The following is an 18335-nucleotide window of genomic DNA, read 5'->3' as shown; positions in this document are numbered from 1 at the left end:
CAAAATGTTTTTCCCGGGTGTCGCTCAATCCGTAGAGCGAATCATTCAGGGGTGTGAATAACTCTTCGCACTTTGTCGTGACACGTTTGGTCACGGTGTCACCGCCATCCTCAAATGGCGAAAACAGTTGTCCGAATCGCGATTCACCGCCAGGGACTCCTTGTCCCTCGCACCATTATTTCCTACGCCTGTCATTCATGCGTAGTTTTCTACTATGACCCGCCGGAAATCCATCAAGTTCGCCAATTTGCTCGGCTTTAATCGCTGTTTCGAAGACCGCCCGTGGGAAGTGTCCGAGAGGATTGAAGTTCGTCCGAAGCTTGGCTGCCCGACAAATGCCCAACTGACCAGGACATCTGTGTAGGAAATTTCGCGCCAAAGTCAAACTTTTTCTTCTGGTTTCCTGCAACTCGCTGCGGTAACCCGTTGTCCGCACGCTCTTTAGCATACCCAAGGCATCCAGGGGGCAAGCGAACCAGCCTGCTGAAAACGTGAGCGATCGTTGTAAATATTGCGATCAATTGAAAAGTCCGGATGTCGCAAATCGAGACGAAAACTCAAGATGCGTCTCCCAAAATGGGACAGGCGATTGAAAATGGCAAGAAATCGGATAAACAGATTTCGGGTAAACCGATTCAGGTTGAAACGTCGATGAAAGATCAAACCGTCGTTTCTTGACTCTCGTTTTGCCCGGTTACCGATGCTATCCCAAGCCAATCAAAACTCGTCCGATCGTCGTCGCTTTCTCGTTGCCGCCGCAGCAATCGCTGTCGGAGCCCTGTCTGCGACTGGCTCCGATGCGTTCGCCGCCAGCCCAGGTGCTGGGAAATCGGCCGGCAGCGTGATGCTGCGTCCCCACGGCAACCAAAACCTGTTTCGCGTCCGTGTGGAATTGGAAGTCGAAGGCAACGTCAACCTTCCCAAAAACGCGTTGATTTCGCGAAAAAGCGAACTGCAGTTGCCAATCGTCACCGCGGCATCGCTGGATTACGAAGAACAACTTCGGCGAAAGAGCAGTTCAGATCCGACGGTCGCGATGGCGAACCGGTTCTATCACGTCGCCAAGAGCCAAGGCTCGCTAAACGAAGTGGAACAGTCTTACACGCTGCGGGATTCGGTCCGAGAAACGATCATCCGGCGCGATGTCACCCCTGAATTGATGTACTCGGTCGACGATTACTTTGACCGCGAAGAATTGGATCTGCTGCGTTTACCGGTTTCCAGCTTGGGCGTAGACGAATTGTTGCCTACCACCGCGGTATCGGTCGGTTCGACGTACTCGCCGTCGAACGACGCGGTCGCATCGGCACTTTGTTTGTCGTCTGTCGAAGCCACCGAAGTCGTCGCAGAAGTCGTCGAGATCACAGCCAGTGAGGCGAAAATCCACTTCAAAGGCAATGTCGAAGGCTCCTACGAAGGCGTCCCAACGACGGTCCGAACGGTCGGGAAACTGACGTTCGATCGCCGAATCGGTGCCTGCACATGGTTGGCGATGGCCGTTCACGAGACTCGCGAAATTGGCAAAGCAGAACCTGGCTTTGACGTTTCAGCGACCGTGAAGATGCTTCGCAAACCGATGCCCAAACCGGTTGCCTTGACTGCCTCGGCTCAGAAGCTGAATCCGGGGAACCAGATTCCAGTGGAGCGTTTGTACGTCGATTTGACCAGTCGCGAAGTCGGGCTGGGCGTCTTGATGGACCGGCGCTGGCGGATGATGGCGGACGTACCGGGCGCGGCGATGATGCGGATGATCGACAATGATCGCAGCATCGCGCAGTGCGATTTCCGGCCACTGGCGACCTTGCCGGCGGGTTCCCAGTGGACGCTCGAGGCTTTCGAGCAGGACATCAAGAAGACGCTCGGCGAACAGCTTTCGGATATTGTTTCGGCCGAGGAACGGGTCAGTGAAACGGGACTGCGAGTGCTGCGGGTGACGGCATCCGGTGCAGTCGAGGACGTTCCGATCCAGTGGATTCTGATGCATTTTTCGGACGATTCAGGTCGTCGATTGCTTGCGACATTCACAATGGAAGCCAAGAATGCATCGACGTTTGCCGGTTCGGACCACCAACTTGGCGGTTCCCTACGGTTGATCGAGCGAAAGAAACCTGTGGCCGAGGCGATCAGTGCTCGATCGAGCAATGACGGTGAAACGCGAATCGCTCGCCTGAATAAGTCGAACGAATCGCCGAAACCTCAAGTACAATCGGCCAGTGACCTATAAAGATAGCGGCCTAGAATAATAGTTGACTCACGACGGTACCCCATGATGTTTCTCGGACGTAACGCCCTCATCGCCTTGACCGCCACGTTGATCACGTACGGTTTTGCCGGCTACGTGTCGGCCCAAGATGGCGGCAAACTGGATCCGTCGACCACTGAGGAAAGCCGTTTCGCGCCCGGCGTGCTGAGGGTGATCCCACCGGCGCCGGAACCGGACGAAACATTCGAGGGACCGCAAACGCTGCAGTCGTTGCTCGATGCGCATCCGGAAATTCAGTTTGGCGGTGCAGCACACCCCGAAGGCGAACCGCACTTTGATCCTCGCAGCCGAACATTGGTCGAGATGGCCAAGCAAGTGATCCTGCGGCGAGAAATCTACTCGTTCGAGTTTTCGTTCAAGCCACTCCGTCACATCTACATTGATATCCCCAACCAATCGGGTCGCATGCAGCGGAAACTGATTTGGTACATGGTTTACCGAGTCCGGTACCGTGGTGGCGATCTGCGACCAGCCGCCGATACGGTCGCGGGTGTGCCGATTTACAAACGGGTCGAAGAGGTCCATTACGAATCACGCCGGTTCTTTCCGATGTTGGTCCTGCGAAACCAGGCGACCGACAAGAATTACGTCGATCGGATTCTGCCCACGGCACAAGACAAGATCAAAGTCCGCGAACAGATCACCGCGCCGCTGTACAACTCGGTCGAGATCACTCGCGTGAAGGTGCCATACAGCGCTGACGATTCGGGCGACGGTGTCTGGGGCGTAGCAACTTGGGAAGACGTCGATCCCAACATCGACTTCATTTCGGTCGAAGTCTTTGGGCTGACCAACGCTTTCCAGCAGGACGGCGAGGGAGCGTCCGCCCCGTACCGCCGCAAGGCCCTGCAACTGAACTTCTATCGCCCAGGCGATACCGTCGACCAAACCGACGACGAGATCCGGTTCGGCGTCCCTGCTTATGCGGACGCCCAAGAACAAAAGTACATCTTGGACCAGTACGGCCTGAAAGAACGGCTCGATTACGGCTGGATCTTCCGCTAGGCCTTTAGTCGCGGTTGAACAGTTTCGTTGCGGCTCTTCGACTTGCCGACCTTTGTGGCTATGATGAAGCGAACTTTTGCGTTTGCTTCAACCACTAGGCCGCCCATCCATGTTCGTCGACCGTATCAAAATTGAACTGCAAGCGGGCAAAGGCGGCGACGGCTGTACCAGCATGCGGCGTGAAAAATACGTGCCTCGTGGCGGCCCGGACGGCGGCGATGGTGGCGACGGCGCCAGCATCATTCTGGAAGCCCGCTTGGGCGTCAATTCGCTGGCTGAACTTGCCAATCGTCAATTCTTTCGCGCCAAAAACGGCAGCAACGGCGAAGGCTCCAAACGTTACGGAAGAGGCGCCAAGGACCACACGCTTTACGTCCCGCCGGGAACCACGGTGATCGACGCGGCAGGCGGCTTCGTCATCAAAGACTTGAAGCAGCCTGGCGATTCCTTTGTCGTCGCTCGCGGAGGTCGTGGAGGCCGTGGCAACGCGCACTTCAAGACCCCCGAGGACCGTGCTCCCAAACACTGTGAACCCGGTGGAATGGGCGAAGTCCGAGCTGTGATTTTGGAACTGCGTTCGATCGCCGACGTCGGCTTGGTCGGCAAACCTAACGCTGGCAAAAGCACCCTGCTAAGCCGGATCAGTAGCGCTCGGCCAGAGATCGCCGACTATCCCTTCACGACCAAGCACCCCAACTTGGGCATCGTCGATTTGGGCGAGAAGTCGTTTGTATTGGCCGACATCCCAGGTCTGATCGAAGGTGCCAGCGAAGGACTCGGGCTCGGCCACGAATTCCTCCGTCACGTCGAACGCGCCGGCCTGCTTGTCCACTTGGTCGAACCGTCGCCCATGGACGAAACAGACCCGATCGAAAACTATCAAACGATCCGTGCGGAACTCGCCGAATACGATGCGTCGTTAGGCGAGCGAGAAGAAATCATCGTGGTCACCAAAAGCGAACTCGAGGGCGCCGAAGATGTCCGCGACGCGCTGCACAATCTGACCGGCAACGACGTGTTCTTGATCAGCGCGGTAGTCGGCAAGGGCTTACCCGAGTTGGTATCGGCGATCTTAGATCGCGTCGAAAAACGTCGCGCTGAAATGATTGCCGCTGGCGAAGAAGTCACGTTGCTACGCGAAAACGACATTCGTCCCGCCGTCGCACCCGAGAAGAAACGAGTTCCGCCGCACTTGGCGGGGCCCACATCAACGTTGTCCAACGAACACCAATCCAAGGACATGGATTCGTGAACCCGGCCGCGTGCATTGTCGCGGTCGACGTCGGCAACACGGCGGTAAAGTTGGCCGTCGAACAGTTCGGCGAAGTGATCGATCACTCGATCGTCATCAACCAAACCAACTGGGAACTCAGCGCAATCGAGTGGGTATGCGAGCGGCTCGGGTGCAAACAGATGCAATGGCGTGTTGCCAGCGTTCATCGTCGTGCGGCAACACGACTCGTCGACGCCGTTGAAAAAGCGGCACCCGATGCCACGATCGACTTGATCACTTTTCGCGATGTGCCCATGCCGGTCGCCGTCGATCACCCGGAACGACTTGGCATTGACCGATTGCTTAGCGCCTACGCAGCACACCGACTTGTATCGGACAGAGTATCCGGCCCCGCAAATTCCGGACTCGTAGATTCGAGTCCCTTGGTTGTGGTGGACGCTGGGTCCGCGGTGACGATCGACTGGGTGGATGAGTCAGGGACGTTTTGCGGCGGAGTGATCTTGCCGGGGCTAGCGTTACAGGCCAGCGTGCTGGCGACCGGCACCGACGCGTTGCCCCACATCGATTGGACCGAAAGCCGGGATGTCCAATTGCCCGCCACCAATACCGCAAATGCGATTCACGCCGGAATCCTGGTCGGCGTGGCGGCAGCCATCGATGGATTCGCGGATCGGTACATCGAAAACTGGCAAGTAACCCTGGCATCGAAGGCCGATTCAAAACCGGCTGCCTTGGCGAATCAATCGACGGTTAAACTGGTGCTGACCGGCGGTGACTCGGCCGCGTTGTCAGCTCATGTTCGGCGACCTCATTGTCAAAAAACAAATCTCGTTTGCCGAGGACTATTATGCTTGCCTCAAACGACAACTTCGACCCTTCCGACGCAGGATAGGTGATGGCATTCAAGAAACTATCCGAACTGCTGCCGATCGACGACGCTAATTCAGCGCCGCACGCGTATCAGATCTTTGGATTGGAAGACGGCGAACAAGACATCGCCCGGATCACCAAATCGGTCCAAGCCACCGTCGCTCGGCTGCGCAGCGTAAAAGCAGATTCAGCGCCAGCAGTCTGGAAAAAGGCTGCCCAATTGGTTCAGGCCGCACGCGTGACGCTCGCCGACCCGGCCAAGAAAGCAGAATTGGACGCCCGGTTCGGCATCTTTGCGATCGACGAAACACCACCAACAGCAAAAGCTCCAGCGGCAAACTCACCCTCCAAGGTCGACCCGCTGGCAGGTTTTCTGCCGCCCAGCAACCCTGTCGCGCCAATCGCTCCAGTAGCACCGACCACTCCCGTGACGCCAAGCATTCCCGCGGTGTCGGGCATCCCGGCAGGAATCGTTGTACCTAACACTGCTTCGCCGATTGCCCCGAGCAGCCCTGCGGCACCCGTTCTGCGTAATGTTCGTCCCGTTAAAACGCGGCGTCGTGGATCGAAACTGGGCACGCTGATGATGGCCACGTTCATCCTTAGCATGCTCGGCGCTATCGGAGCACTGTCGTACTTCTTGTTTTTTGGTCCCGGCACGTTGGCGATCACCAGCAAAGACGGCTCGTTGACGATTTCAACCAGCCCCGGAGCAAACACGGGTTCATCGACCGTTGCTCAGCCATTCCCCATTGAAGACAACCGAGCTCCCATCACCAAAAAGAAATTCGACCCCGTTATGGGGAACATGGCAGGCAACGTCGAACCACCGTTCCAATTGTCTCCGCCCGACATGAGCACAAGTGTCCAACCAATGATTGCACCGGAGCCGACCGAAATGGCGTCCAAACCGAGCCTGCAGCCAGAGATGACAACGCCATCCAAAACTCAGCCCATGACCGAGCAGCCGGCCGTCTCTGACGCGGCCGTTGCCCAAGCGGACGCCGCCATCGCAAAAGTTGTCGACGTGCTGCGATCCGCGAAATGGGGCGAGATGAAATCGCTAGCCGAGACGACCGCCGCGATGCCGATGAATAACGATCAACAGTCGCTCGCCGACGGACTCTACCAACTGGCCGACTTAGCAACATACTATCAAGGCGGCATCCAGCGGGGACTGGGCAGTTTGGCGGTTGGTAATGACTTTGAAGTGACTAGTGATTTCAGGGTCGTGATTGTCGAAGTCGGACCAGACTTCCTGGTCGTTCGATACAACGCCAAGAACCGCACGTTCAAGTTCGATGAGTTCCCATTTCCGCTGGCGGAAAAGCTTGCGACGTTTTCGATTGCCGAAGGTCCGCTTCGCCAAGCTTCGATGTCGGCCTTCCAAGCCATTGCTCCGATGAGCAACGAAGGCTACCGTGACAAAGCCATTGCAACGCTTGGCAGCCTTGACGGACAAGTCGAAGGTGCCGACACCACCCTCGTGATTGAGGCAATCAAGACCGTGACTAGGCCTTGACCTCTCTCGACCGCACGAGAGACCGGAAATAACAGGAGGCATGCGCACGGACGATGTGCAATCACCCATCTTGCCATTTGTCGGTCGCACGACGCTGTATCGCTTTGGTTTGCCGCAGCGGCGACACCCAAGGACGCGACATTTCAGAGAAGACGTGTGTAGAAACGTATGGAGCCATCGAAGCCGGCGAACGATTATCAACGACGACTTTCTCACATCGTCGAGGAGGGCAAGGATGTCTCGACAGTCGTTCTCAATCACCCATTGCCGCCGTACTCATGTGTCCTCTGTCTCGATCGAAGAAGCGAAACTACCATCCGTCGCTGGAAACGCTCGAGGCTCAGCGACTGTTGGCGGTGTCCTCGCTGCCCCCCGTTGCCGATACGTACAGCCGAGCGGGGGCAACAGCCGCCTCTGGCGCTGACCCGTTAGACGCGACCAAACAGCCATTGCGTCTGCCCGTAGGCGCTTGCATCATCGAAATGCGAGTTCGCCTCAGTCATCAGCTAGCGGGCCGATAGTTAATTGGCTGTTGAAATCTTCAATCGTTCCAAGGATCCGCAGATCTTCTCGTGAGTCGTTGACCCGAATGACTCCTCTGCCCGCTTGGATCGTGATGCCCGCTCCGATCGTCAGCGAATCAAATCCGGTGATGTAGTGAGAGCTAACCCCGATCCCGTCATTGGGGTCTGGGTCAAACTGAACCATGATGACGGTGCCGGTGCCATTCAAATAAGAAATCGCGTCCACGGATGGCACACCCGGATCGCTGAATGAGATGCCTGTTCCTTCGGCAAACAACCTCAACGTCGAGTTCAAAGTAAGATCGCCGTTTACCGAGATTCCAGAAACCGCGATACCATCATTGAGATCGATCTTTGTGACGACCAAGGGGATATCCACCGTCGCATCCACAAGCAACAGTTCCTCGGTGTACGCCACCGCTCCTTCGGTCCCTGTGATCGTGATATTTTCGGGAACTCGTGCGATGAACACACGTCCGTTTTGTGGCTCAAGCTTTAACTCGCCGGAACGAGTCACGACGTCGTAAAGCTTGATCACCGCATCGGCGTCGGTGACGATTGAACCTTGGTGTGTAATCTGTGCCGATCCAGTTGAGATCCGACCACTCTTTCCACCGAGCATGATTTCGGGACCGATCGTCAAGTTGTGAAAGTTGGACGAAACCAAACTGTGTTCGTCAGCCGTCGTGATCGCGTCACCAAACAAGATGCTGCCGGTTCCGTTTATCGTCGCTGCGTTGTCGGTGCTGTCTTGAACTATAATTTTCGAATTGAAACGTTGGTCAAGACGACTGACTTCATCCTCGCGGCCTTCCAGAACGATCGTCGAATTCACCGTCAGCGATTCGAGCACGAACAACGTACTTCCCAGCACGGTTAACGGCACGTTCAACGAAACGTTCGTGAACTTCGGAATGCTGACTTCATCAATTCCTGTGTTCGGACTCGTGAAGCCGAGGTCGGCGAACTGCTGGACCATCACATCGCCACTACCTGCGCTGTTGAGAATCGCATTGCTGATTTCATACAACAGAACTTTGCCGCCGGACGACCCGATCGTGATCGCCTCGCCACCGCCGTCGATCATCCCCACCGCAATTGTGCCTCCGTCATAAGCACTGATTCGCCCGTTGTAACGCGCCGAGCCACCAAAGATTCCGTTATAGCCGCCGACGCTAAGATTGGAATCAAGGGTCTCGCCACGCAAGTCAGCCTTGAAGTAGTTGCCGTACGGACGACTGGCGAGTCCGGCAAAGAAGACGCCCCCGTTGCCAGTGAACGGCTCGCCATCAGTCAGCTCCAGTACCGCTTGTTCCAGGTCGTTGCCTTCCAACGTGATCAGCCGATTGATCGTGGCCCCCCCCTTGAGTTCCAAATGAGCGCCCGCTTCGATGCGAACCGGCACAAAGAGCTGCATCGTCGTCCAGACTTGCGAGTCACTGATGCGTACAAAGCTATCTCCAACACCGAAAATCTTGGATGGCTGTATATCATCAAGTTTGACGGTGCCCCATGGCGAATCGATCTTGAATCCTTCGACCGAACCCACATCGTTGAGCACAAAGTTACTGTCGGGGCCGCCGATAATGGTCCCAGAAAAATCGAATGCGACGCCCGAGCGAGTGCGAAGTAGGCCCGCATTGCCGCGAATCGTGATTCCCGGTCCGATCGAAGCAGTTTGCGGCAACGGCTGACCCGTCACGCTTCCCGTTTCGATTCGTTGACTGAACTCATCGGTAGGCTGCCCATCAAACACGATGTCGCCGAACCCGTCGACGTTCACACTGCCAAGCAGATTGATTCTTGACAGAGCACCCGCAACACTGCGGATCGTCATGTCTGACTCGAGCGTCACCTGGTCTTGGAACGACAAATGACTCGTCACCAACGATGGTGACCGGAGGATAACTCGCTGCAGCGGCACCGATGAATTGAATTCTAGCGGTGATGTTCGCCGATTCAGGATGACATGGTCGGACGGTGCGTCGATTTGCACCAAGCCTTCGGGTGTATCAAGGTTCAATGCCAAAACGCTATCGCTCGAACCTAGATTCTTCAGCAGGATTTTCCGATCGCCATCACGTCCATCGTCAAAGACGCGAGCTTCCAAATCGATTCTGTTTGTCGTGCTGCCACTAATCGTTGCATCGGAGCCGACGATGGTCAGGGTATCGGCAAACTTCACGACACCCGATCCGGCCGCGGTAATCTTGTTCAAATCCGTTCCGCTTCCGGCGAAGACGATCTTGCCACGGCCTGTCACGTCTTGCCCGTCGACAAACGTGACCTCGGCAGGTACCGAGTTGGTGGGAACGCCGGCGATGCGAAGTTCATGGTTGATTTCCAAGCCACCGGTGACTCGCAAACTGTTTCCAGCATCCAGGCCAACCGGAAGATCGAAAACAACATTTTCGACATTCATTTGCACTGCCGATACCGCGCCCAAACCCGTTCGGCTTGTGTACAGCACGTCGCTGACGGAGCCGCCACTATTGATGCGAAGTACCCCGCGTTCGACCGAGATCGTACGGGCCTGAATGTTGCTGCGTGATTCAAGAATTCCATGAAGTGCTAAATGTTCGATCGTTGTCACAGCGGCCGCCGGTCCCTCGACGACGACACCTTCGGGAACATCAATCAGCACCGCATCGAACTCGCCGGGAACTCGCCCCAGTTTCCAATTTTCGGGATCATCCCAACTGCCACCCTCGGGATTGTCCCAAATCGCGGTTGCGCGCAGGAAACGCAACGGGGCACGAACAGTGTCAGATCCCACCGCGTTGCCGGCCGGTGTCGAGATACGTGCTTGGTCGACGACGAGTTCATAGTCACCGGCGGGAACGTCTTGGTCAAAGTTGAAACGCAGTGTCGACGATTCACTATGCGGCGTGATGCTGGAGGGACGAAACTGCTTTGACGAATCAGATGTATCGATCAACACAACTGCTTCGGAATCCAAAAACAACTCATCAACCGACGTTCCCATTTCGACTTCGACCGAACGATCGCCAACCAACACCGAACGCTTCGGGTAGACATCGACCAGTTCAGGAACTTCGCGATCAACGGTTAGCACAAACTCGAGTCGATTTGCCGGGTTGTCACCGAATTGAATGACAACAGGATGGTCACCATCAGAAAGCGGCCCGCCGAAAATTGCGTCGATGTTCTCTTTCGATAAATGAGCTCGATTGTCAGAGAACGCATCGGTGATGTCTTCGGCCTGTCCGCCATCAATGCTGATCGTAACGAGCGTATTCTCGACGCCACCGATACTGACATTCAAGTTGATCGCATAATCATTCGTTAGCAAATCAAATCCGAGATCAGCGTCACCAATCGGGGCGGAGTCGACGGGCAAGGTTGCGGCGATGATGGCCCCCTTTCGTCCAAGCGCATTGATCACCATCAAGGCATCCAAGGGTGTACCCGAGCCATCGTTGTTGACGTCAACAAAAGTACCGGGGTTGGCCGTGGGATCTGCGATGCCCGGCTGACTGGACCGCCCCAAAGCATTGATCACCTGCAATGCATCCAGAGCAGAGACCTGACCATCGCGAGAAACGTCGAGTGGTTGAAGCTGGTTTGTGCCAAACGGATCAGCGGCGAGCAGTCGCCGTTCTTCCAGAGGCTCGAATCTCGTTCGACGATTGCTTCGGCGGCTGGGGTGCTGACGCATCGATGGAATCCTCGGTTGTTGTCGGCCGTTTTTGTCTGCGAAGACAGCGTGTAAACAATTACGGACGTGGTGGTAAATGTTCCAGATGGAAACGTGCTTTGATTGCTCGGGGTCTGCAACTGGTCGATGTTAGTCACCCGGCGAAAGGGGGGGAACCAACAATTTTGGCAGCGAGCCAAAAGTTCAGTCACCCTCTCCTCCGTCGGGCCGGGGCGATTACGCCAACAATCGTTTGTTGCGTGTTATGTGTCGTGGCGGGTTTGAAAAACGCGGCTAAGAATGACGTTCATGCCCAATATCGGTCTCACGGCTACCTTTGCAGCTTTGAGTCGCCTTCCCACGGTTAGCGCCACTAGCAACGTCGCCGTATCGCCCCTTGTCCGTGGTTACCCCCGATAATTCGGCTTTGTCGTTGAGGCAACGGAGTATTTCAAAAGCGAAAAGGGGCAGACATCAACTCGCGTTGTTCTCGACCGTTCGCTTCTTCAAATTTTGGCCTTCCCAGCTCAATCGCATCCTTGCGGAAGGTCGCTCCCTACCCAGAGTTGCTCGTGGCGAAGTTCTATATCCTGCCAAAGTTCAGCTCCTCCATTGCGTCCAGCGATGTACTCGCCAGTGTTCTTGCCGTCGAACTGTCTGACCTACACGCTGAGGCACAACCATATCGAATGAGCCTTGCGGAACCGGCCGGATGTGCTGGTAATTTAGAGCGATGAAGTGGCGGGCCGGCGGCGGCCTGTTTGGCTAACGTTGGCTTGAATCCGATCTGGTCGACGATCGCCGAGACTTCCCAATCAAGCCGGTTTACCGGTGTGAAGGACCGCATCGATGACTTAGCTGAACGTGAAGATCGCACGCGGATGCCTCCTGCAATCCACTGCCGTCGGCTGGCTTAATCCAAACCGGCACCTACGGAGTCGCCGTCTCAAAAAACAGTGAGTTCCCGTTTCCGCTGGCGGAAAAACTTACAACGTTTTCAATTTCCGAAGAGCCGCTTCGCGAAGCTTCGTTTACAACAGCCTTCTTCCTCGCCGAGCCAGGTAACTTTGCCAAACCATCCTGGTCGCGACGCTACGGTAGGGTCGCCAAATCATGGCTCGCTGAATCAGTGACTGCGACGTGGGATAGGTTGTTTCGTCGAGTTCTTGCAACCCTTTGACAAGTGCTAGATCGCCAGTTGGTAAAAGGTCGGGGCGCAACAATGCCATCATCAGGAAGACATCCGCGGTCCAATGGCCCATGCCCAATCTCGCTGTGATTTCGGTGCGGACTTGGTCGTCGGATTTTCTTGCGAGACTGCTGACGTTGAAACGACCTTCAGCGACGTCTTGGGCAAGAGTGAAGGTGTAACGAGCTTTTTGACGAGTAAAGCCGAGGTCGGCGAGTTGGCTTTGACCAAGATTGACGAGCGATCCTTCAGTGACTTCGCCCTCGCAGGCGACCACCAGCCGATCAAACGTCGCTTTGGCGGACGCAAGCGATACTTGTTGTTCCAGGATGATTCGGACCAACGTGGACAGAGTCGCTGGACGTTTCCACAGCGGTGGTGGACCATGTTGGTCAAGGACGGACGCGAGGACCGGATCACGACGAGCCAATTCCGTTGCGACCGTCCTGATGGATTCTCGAGTGAGCTTATTGACGCACATGTTGGTGGGAAGGCTTAGCCAACCTGGCTTGGATTTGGTTGAGGCAATAGGGACAACTAAGCAGTCTATAGCAGAGTGTCAAAGCTAACCGCTCTCTCGTGGACGGCCGAGAACGGTTACGTTAACCGCGTTTGTTGCTCATGAAGTGTCGTGGCGGGTTTGAATCGTGCGGCTTAGAATGGGGCTCATGTCGAATATCTGTCTCACCGATGCTCTTGCTGATTTGATTCGCTTTCCTTCGGTTAGCGCCACTAGCAACGTGGACGTATCCAACCACGTCCGCGGTTACTTGGAAGAACTCGGCTTTGTCGTTGAGACAACGGAGTACCTTGACTCGGCCGGCATTCGCAAAATGAACTTGGTGGCGTGCCGCGATCCTATCGGGGGCAATCCGCGGGGCAACTCCGGACTGGCTTACTTTTGCCATACCGATGTTGTTCCCGTCACCCAGTGGAACGGACCTTCGGACGACGCCTTCGTCGCCACGATTGCCAACGAACGTTTGTATGGACGCGGTTCGTGTGACATGAAAGGGTCGCTCGTTGCGATGTTGGCCGCGGCCGATCGCGTGACTCGCGCCGAACAGACCTCACCGCTGTGGATCGTATGCACGGCCGACGAAGAAGTCGGTTTCGAAGGCGCCGCGCACTTGGTCAATCACTCGGCAGCCTATCGCGAAATCGTCGATGCCCAACCGCTTGCCATCATCGGCGAACCCACGGGACTGCGTGTCGTTCATGCTCACAAAGGGATCGCTGGTTTCTCGGTCACCAGCCACGGCAAAGCCGCCCACAGCAGTACCGACGCGGGCGTCAACGCGAACATCGCTATTGTGCCGATATTGGAATTACTGCGAGACATTGGCGACGAAACTCGATCCGACGAGTCTCTGATGGACCATCGTTTTGACCCGCCGCACTTGTCGTGGAACTTCGGTGTCAGCGACGGATGCACGGCAGTCAATATCACTCCAGAACGTTCGGTCGCGTGGTGCTGTCTTCGCACGATGCCGACAATCGACGGCGAAGGGTTGATCGCAAGAGTTGCCGAAGCGGCTAAATTACGGGGTCTCGAATTTAAACGATTCAAAGGTGGCAACCCGGTTTGGATCCAGCCCGATTCGCACTGCATTACTGACCTTTGCAAACTTGTCGGCAGTCCCTCCAACACAGTTTGCTACGGTACGGATGCGGGTGAGTTTTACGAACTGGAACAACGCGTCATCTTCGGCCCCGGTGATATCGCCCAAGCTCATACCACAAACGAGTGGATCAGCTTGGATCAACTCAGTCGCGGTGCCGACATCTATACCGACGTGGTTCGGCGTTGGTGCACGATGAAGCTATGACTGTTTACTCGCAAGCAACCGCTAGTCTTGCAGTGCCGGGTGCGGATGAATGGGCGTCAGTTCCAGAGACCATTTCAATCGCTTTGCGGATTCATCTTGACCGGCGGATTGAAACTTATCGACCAAGGTGACCGTGGGACCGACCTGCCAGACCATCGGCAGCTTCATTAGTTCTTGTTGCCAGCGTTGCGACGACGCTGCGACCTGTGGTGGAGTCGCCGTTCGCCAAGCCAAACACTTTGCTTGCCGCGCGATGTCGGTGCGATCGGTTTGCGTGGCAAGCGATTGCAGAACCGAAGTCGCCTCGCTGCGATCGGCAGACGACAACAACCAACTTGCCGCGACCAATTGAACGGCCAACGACGGATCCTGTAGGCGAGCCTTGGCGGCTTGAACCACCACAGCCGATTGCCCACCGTTCTTCCACGCCACCGGCAACCATGCGATCACCAACGGCGGCAGCGGGCGACGATCGAGCTGCGAAACCAATTCCAATGCGATATCGGCACGCGATGTTTTCCACGCGGCATTGGCCGCCATCATCGTCAACCATTGCTGTCGCCAAACCGGCGGCCGCTGTTTCAAGATCGCCGGCAAAGCCGAAAGGGCATTTGCATAATTCCCAGATTCATACTGCTCGATCGCGTCTGCTTGCTCAGACGAAACCGCCCCCGGTTCGATCCAGATCACTCGCCGCGCCGACACGATCGTTTCAGCTTCATCGCCCGCGGCAATCACACGAAGCTGTTGATGATCAAAATCAACGACGGCACCTTCGACGATCGTGATCGCGCGAGGATACCAGTCGCTTTCGGCGCGAGTCGGTGGCATCGGCTGCAACCAAATGCGCTCGGGCGTTTGCGCGGTTGCGATTGCCGTGACACAGACAAGGTATCCGGCGGTAAGAGTGCGAGTCCACGTCATGGTGTAGCAATGTTTCATTGCGTACCGGGCGACTTCAAGCCGCGAACGTCGACGTACTGATACTGGCCTTGGTTCATGGACGCTAGGTCTCGCAAAAAACTGTCGATCGGCGGGACCGGATCCGGCCCAAACTCGATCGCGTGAATCGTAGTCCCCACCTGCTGAGCCCTCGCTTGAATTTCGCGAAGGTCACCACTGGATAGTCTCGGAATGCGGGCATCGGTCAAAAAGAAGATGACGTCGGGCGACAACCGCAACGCCATCTTGATCGCCGATTCGTGTTCGGTGCCGCCAAACGCCGTGATGGAATTGACGTACTGAGTTGCCATCATGACGTTCGGATCATCGCCGGCCATCATCTGCAGCGGCACACCGGTCATTCGAAAGGGTGTCGGTTTATCGTTGTAAAAAATTAGTTGGAAACGTTGCTTGTCCGACAGCGACCCGAGGCTGCGAATCAGTTCCGCTTTGGCGGCCCGTAGCGGTTTTCCGCCAAAGCCATTCATGCTGTCGCTGCGGTCAAATACATAGACGAACCGCGATCCGCTTCCCGAGACGCCGAACAGCATTGCGGTCGAGTCGCTGGAGTCACCGGAAGTCGTTTTTCCGCCTGCCGATCCGAACGCGTCACCGTCCAAATTCGTCTCGCCGGCCATACCCGTGCCGGAAATTGGCGACGGAGTGGACTGAATTGCTTTTAAAATCCCATCAAGATCCAGCGGCGGCGAAAGGTCGGCCGGCGGGGCTGCGGGGCTAGCCGCGGCAGCCGCCGAGGCCGCTTCAGAAGTCGGCTGCTCGATGACTTGGGGAACGACCGGTTCGGTGTAAAGGTCTCGATCAGGCATCCGGTGGACAATCGCGATGCCAACCGGACGATCCGTGATTTCACCGCTACCAAGCGGGTTTTGGGTCCAGATCAGCCCGATCGTGGTTAGCAAAAGGATGTGAAAAACCAACGACATCACCAGCGCCGGCCAGGCTGGGGGCGACGGAGTCAGGTCAACGGGCTGGGCCGCCGGGGCGGAATGGTTCATGCGTTCCGGTCAATCAATTGGTAAAGGCGACCGCTGAAAAGTAGCAAATCTAGTGCGTATTGCAGGGGCGCCCATAATAGATTTCCTGCGCCGCTTCTCTTTTTGGCGTCGGGCAAGTAGCCTATGTCTGCGTTTATTTTAGACCTTACACGTCCCCGCGGGGACGGAAGCCCGGAGAAAGCCGTCGTGACAAGCTCTCGTTATCTGTTTACTAGCGAATCGGTCAGCATGGGACACCCTGATAAGCTGGCGGACCGAATTTCCGACGGCATCTTGGACGCTCTGTTGACCGAAGATCCCAACAGCCGCGTCGCTTGCGAAACGATGGTCACCACCGGCATCGCGATCATTGCCGGCGAAATCTCGACCAAGGCCAAGATCAACTATGCCGACGTCGTCCGTGGAGTGATCAACGAAGTCGGCTACACCGATGACCAAATGGGCATCAATGGCAGCACCTGCTCGGTCATGGTTTCGCTAGACACACAGAGCCCCGACATTGCCCAAGGCGTGAACTCGGACGACTCATCTGGCAAGGACATCGGCGCTGGTGACCAAGGTTTGATGTTCGGCTACGCGTGCAAAGACACTCCTGAAATGATGCCGTTGCCGATCGCATTGTCGCATCGCATCATCAACCGTCTGACCGAAGCCCGCTTCAACAAAGAAGTCGACTGGCTGCGTCCTGACAACAAAGCTCAAGTCACTGTCGAATACGAGGGCAACACGCCGGTTCGAATCGACACCGTCGTCGTCAGCGCTCAACACAGCCCCGATGTGACCAACGACGAAATCAAGAAATTCATCATCGACAAGATCATCGTCCCCGAATTACCGGCGAACTTGGTCAAGGGCGAAGTCAAGTATCACATCAACCCAACGGGCAAGTTCGTCGTTGGCGGACCGCACGGTGACTGTGGCTTGACCGGCCGTAAGATCATCGTTGACACCTATGGTGGTTGGGGTCGTCACGGCGGCGGCGCGTTCAGTGGCAAGGACAGCACCAAGGTTGACCGCAGTGCGGCCTACATGGCTCGCTACGTTGCCAAGAACATCGTTGCATCTGGCTTGGCCGAACGCTGCGAAGTCCAACTGGCTTACGCGATCGGTGTGACCGAACCCGTCAGCGTGAACGTGGACACCGAAGGCACTGGCAAGATCGATGATGCACAATTGTGCGAGCTGGTCCGAGCCCATTTCCCACTGACGCCTGCAGGCATCATCAATCACCTGCAACTGCGTCGTCCAGTGTTCAAAGAGACCAGCGCTGGCGGTCACTTCGGCCGCGAAGGCGACGGCTTCACATGGGAAAAGACTGACAAGGCAGAAACACTTGCCGCTGCCGCCGGTGCAACCGCATCGGCTTAGTCAGGGCATTGTCGCACGGCCACAGATCGAGCCACGTTGGTCAAGCTACGAAGGCCAGGACAAGTCCTGGCCGGAGGTAAGGGAATGTTGCGGTGAAATTCGTTTGGACGACTGACCCGCACTTCGATCATGTTCCCGAATCCGCCTGGCAAGACTGGGTCGCTGATGTTACGGCAACGTCGCCCGACGGGCTGTGGATCACTGGCGATATCTCCGAAGGCGAAGACGTCGTCATCCAACTTCGTCGCGTCGCCGATGCGTCCAACCTGCCTGTCTACTTTGTTCTTGGCAACCACGATTTCTACGATTCCTCAATCAGCCGCACACGGCGTGACGTTGTCTCGGCCACACGCGACGATCGCCGACTGGTCTATCTGACCGATTCTCAACCGATTGAACTGATCGACAATGTCTTCCTCGTCGGTGAAGACGGCTGGGGCGACGCCACCGTTGGCGACTTCGACCATTCACCGATCCGGTTGCGCGACTTCGAAAAGATCGAAGACCTCACCGGGCTGACGCACAAAAACCTGACAAAGAGACTCCGGCAACTGGGGCACGAATCCGCCGAACGTCTCGCCAACAAACTGGCGATACTGCCGGCAACGGCTCGGCAGATTACGGTACTGACCCACTTGCCGCCATTTCGCGAAGCATGCTGGTACGAGGGCCGAATCGCAGACGACAACTGGGCTCCCTCGTTTGTATGCGGCGCCTTGGGCCAGGTTCTGCTACAGTACAACCAGTCGCACCCGAGCGTCAGTATTAGCGTACTGTGTGGTCACACACATCACGAAGGCGTCGTGCAGATGGCCGAGAACTTGACGGTGCGAACCGGATCAGCCGTCTATGGGAAACCCGGAATCGAAGCTGTGATTGAGATCACTTGAATCCAGAAAAATCGCCAGTGATCTC

Annotated in this window: 13 protein-coding genes; 9 read left to right on the top strand and 4 right to left on the bottom strand. The window is 56.4% G+C overall.

Annotated features, from left to right (window positions below; genetic code table 11):
- Positions 1 to 700: 700 nt before the first annotated feature.
- The 6 genes from Poly59_RS04525 to Poly59_RS04500 all read left to right on the top strand — a co-directional run bounded on the left by Poly59_RS04525 (position 701) and on the right by Poly59_RS04500 (position 7415).
- The gene (locus Poly59_RS04525; protein ID WP_146532824.1) at positions 701 to 2224 is read left to right on the top strand and encodes a hypothetical protein; all 1524 of its coding nucleotides are present in this window, start codon (positions 701 to 703) and stop codon (positions 2222 to 2224) included.
- Between the two features lie 42 nt (positions 2225 to 2266).
- Entirely contained in the window at positions 2267 to 3268 is a 1002-nt protein-coding gene (locus tag Poly59_RS04520) for a hypothetical protein (RefSeq protein ID WP_186776013.1), read from the top strand.
- A 109-nt stretch (positions 3269 to 3377) separates the two neighbouring features.
- Positions 3378 to 4520 carry a GTPase ObgE gene (obgE, locus tag Poly59_RS04515; RefSeq protein ID WP_146533257.1) on the top strand — a complete coding sequence of 381 codons (1143 nt, stop codon included), beginning with the start codon at positions 3378 to 3380 and terminating at the stop codon, positions 4518 to 4520.
- On the top strand, positions 4517 to 5398 hold the full coding sequence (locus Poly59_RS04510; protein ID WP_186776012.1) for a type III pantothenate kinase: 882 nt from the start codon (positions 4517 to 4519) through the stop codon (positions 5396 to 5398). Before obgE ends, Poly59_RS04510 begins: the two co-directional genes overlap by 4 nt.
- The gene (locus tag Poly59_RS04505; protein WP_146532822.1) at positions 5398 to 6894 is read left to right on the top strand and encodes a hypothetical protein; all 1497 of its coding nucleotides are present in this window, start codon (positions 5398 to 5400) and stop codon (positions 6892 to 6894) included. The genes Poly59_RS04510 and Poly59_RS04505 overlap by 1 nt, the downstream gene beginning before the upstream one ends.
- Positions 6895 to 7172: 278 nt before the next feature.
- Entirely contained in the window at positions 7173 to 7415 is a 243-nt protein-coding gene (locus tag Poly59_RS04500) for a hypothetical protein (RefSeq protein WP_146532821.1), read from the top strand.
- Here the strand turns inward: Poly59_RS04500 and Poly59_RS04495 are convergent.
- On the bottom strand, positions 7390 to 11097 hold the full coding sequence (locus Poly59_RS04495) for a dockerin type I domain-containing protein (protein ID WP_146532820.1): 3708 nt from the start codon (positions 11095 to 11097) through the stop codon (positions 7390 to 7392). The genes Poly59_RS04500 and Poly59_RS04495 overlap by 26 nt on opposite strands.
- 1010 nt (positions 11098 to 12107) lie before the next feature.
- The gene (locus tag Poly59_RS04490; protein WP_146532819.1) at positions 12108 to 12746 is read right to left on the bottom strand and encodes a DNA-3-methyladenine glycosylase family protein; all 639 of its coding nucleotides are present in this window, start codon (positions 12744 to 12746) and stop codon (positions 12108 to 12110) included.
- Positions 12747 to 12933: 187 nt separating this feature from the next.
- On the opposite strand from Poly59_RS04490, the gene Poly59_RS04485 reads away from it, so the two are divergent.
- Positions 12934 to 14094, top strand: coding sequence for a M20 family metallopeptidase (locus tag Poly59_RS04485; RefSeq protein WP_146532818.1), 1161 nt, complete (start codon positions 12934 to 12936; stop codon positions 14092 to 14094).
- A 21-nt stretch (positions 14095 to 14115) separates the two neighbouring features.
- Here Poly59_RS04485 and Poly59_RS04480 read toward each other — a convergent pair whose 3' ends face one another.
- The gene (locus tag Poly59_RS04480) at positions 14116 to 15018 is read right to left on the bottom strand and encodes a hypothetical protein (protein ID WP_146532817.1); all 903 of its coding nucleotides are present in this window, start codon (positions 15016 to 15018) and stop codon (positions 14116 to 14118) included.
- A gap of 14 nt (positions 15019 to 15032) precedes the next feature.
- Positions 15033 to 16052, bottom strand: coding sequence for a vWA domain-containing protein (locus Poly59_RS04475; protein ID WP_146532816.1), 1020 nt, complete (start codon positions 16050 to 16052; stop codon positions 15033 to 15035).
- A gap of 186 nt (positions 16053 to 16238) precedes the next feature.
- Here Poly59_RS04475 and metK point away from each other — a divergent pair, with 186 nt between their 5' ends.
- Both metK and Poly59_RS04465 read left to right on the top strand, forming a co-directional pair.
- The gene (metK, locus tag Poly59_RS04470; RefSeq protein WP_186776011.1) at positions 16239 to 17420 is read left to right on the top strand and encodes a methionine adenosyltransferase; all 1182 of its coding nucleotides are present in this window, start codon (positions 16239 to 16241) and stop codon (positions 17418 to 17420) included.
- A 92-nt stretch (positions 17421 to 17512) separates the two neighbouring features.
- Entirely contained in the window at positions 17513 to 18310 is a 798-nt protein-coding gene (locus tag Poly59_RS04465) for a metallophosphoesterase family protein (RefSeq protein WP_146532814.1), read from the top strand.
- Positions 18311 to 18335 lie beyond the last annotated feature (25 nt).

This window comes from Rubripirellula reticaptiva, assembly GCF_007860175.1.
Classification (GTDB): domain Bacteria; phylum Planctomycetota; class Planctomycetia; order Pirellulales; family Pirellulaceae; genus Rubripirellula; species Rubripirellula reticaptiva.
The sequence above is the reverse complement of the archived record's forward strand: the minus strand, read 5'-3'. Positions and strand labels throughout refer to the sequence as shown.